This is a genomic window from Halorubrum sp. AJ67, from assembly GCF_000513435.1.
This window is the reverse complement of sequence record NZ_CBVY010000002.1, coordinates 467,508-469,193: the sequence shown is the minus strand read 5'-3', so window position 1 is coordinate 469,193 and position 1,686 is coordinate 467,508. Positions and strand designations below refer to the sequence as shown.

The following is a 1,686-nucleotide window of genomic DNA, read 5'->3' as shown; positions in this document are numbered from 1 at the left end:
GAAGCCCCAGCCGGGAGGCGGGCGCACGCTCGTTGCGGTCCTCGCTCGTTCGCGTTGCTCACTCGCTGCGGTCCTTACGTCGCCTGCGCCCGCCTCCCGGCTGCCCCTTCGAGTCCCACCCCGCACCGCAACCGCACCTCACGCCTCCCCAACCTCGTCAGTCGCCTGCGCTTCGCTCCGGCGACTGACTCCAGCGAGAATCGAAGATTCTCTGGCGGCCGGCGGCTCCGCCGCCGGCGACCTCGCGCGGCGCTCCTCGCGCCTTTAAAAGGCACTCGGAGGCGCGCGCCGCCGCACCGCAGATCGGCCGTCGATCCGTCCGTATCAAGGGAACCTCGTTTCGGCGTGAGAACCGTTCCGAGATGTAACCGGGACGGAACGCTGCCGCGCGATCAGTCGTCGTCCGAACGCCGCGCGACCTCGTGCCGCCCGAACCCGTACCGCAGCCGGTTCGCGAGCCGCCGCGAGAAGCGCCCCTCGTTGCGGGAGTCGAACCGCTCCGCGAGCGCCTGATAGATGAGCGGAACCGGAACCTCCTGTTCGAGCGCCTCCTGAACCGTCCACGTGCCCGTCGAGCCGCCCGCGACGTGGTCTGCCACGTCGCCCAGATCCGACCCCTCCTCGCGGAACGCCTCCTCGCACAGTTCGAGGAGCCACGACCGGATCACCGCACCGTTGTTCCAGGTGCGTGCCACCGTCTCCATGTCGAGGTCGTACCGGCCCTCGGTGAGCAGCTCGAACCCCTCGCCGTACGCCTGCATCAGCGCGTACTCGACGCCGTTGTGGACCATCTTCACGTAGTGGCCCGCGCCCGACTCGCCCATGCGGTCGTGGCCGTCCGGGCCGGTCGCGACCGCGTCGAAGACGGGGACCATCGCCTCGTAGGCCCACTCGGGACCGCCGACCATCAGCGAGAACCCCTCCTCGGCGCTCGCCGGCCCGCCGGAGGTGCCGCAGTCGAGGTAGGCCGCGTCCGTCTCCTCGGCCCGCCGGACCGACTCCGCGAACTGGGAGTTCCCGCCGTCGACGACCACGTCGTCGCCGGTGAGATGCGGTTCGATGTCCGCGAGCGTGGCGTCGACCGCGTCGCCCGCGGGGACCATCAGCCAGATCCGCTTGCCGTCCGCCTCTCCGTCGTCCGCTTCGCTCTCGTCCAACCGCTCACACAGATCAGCCACGGAGTCCGCGGGCTCCGCGCCGCTCTCCGCCGCCGCCGCGGTCGCCTCCGCCGAGAGGTCGAACGCGACCACGTCGTGGCCCGCCTCGATGGACCGGTTCGCGACGATCTGCCCCATCCGCCCGACGTCCGATGACGCCGAGTTCCATGCGCGAGGGGTGGCGACCGCCCGCCGTAGTGGTTCCGGTTCGGGCAGCGACCGGGGCGGGTCGCTCCTCCCGCTTGCCGTCTACTCCGCCGCGTTCGCCTCCCGCTTGCCGCCTACTCCGCTTCGTTCGCCTCCCGCTTGCCGCCTACTCCGCTTCGTTCGCCTCCCGCTTGCCGCCTACTCCGCTTCGTTCGCCTCCCGCTCGCCGAGGTGCGCGCGCAGCGCGTCGACGTCCTTGTTGCCCGCGCCGGTGTTCAACAGGACGACGGTGTCGTCCGGCCCGAACTCGCCCGACTCCGCGAGCGCGAACGCGCCGGAGGCGGCGGCGGCGCACGTCGCCCCCATCTCCAGCCCCTCCGCC

2 pseudogenes are annotated in these 1,686 nt (G+C 71.7%); both read right to left on the bottom strand.

The window, feature by feature from the left end:
- Window positions 1–392 precede the first annotated feature (392 nt).
- Window positions 393–1,326, bottom strand: a pseudogene (locus BN903_RS03900) (decarboxylating 6-phosphogluconate dehydrogenase).
- 176 nt (window positions 1,327–1,502) lie between these two features.
- Window positions 1,503–1,686 (bottom strand): annotated as a pseudogene (locus tag BN903_RS15515) (threonine synthase); the annotation flags it as partial.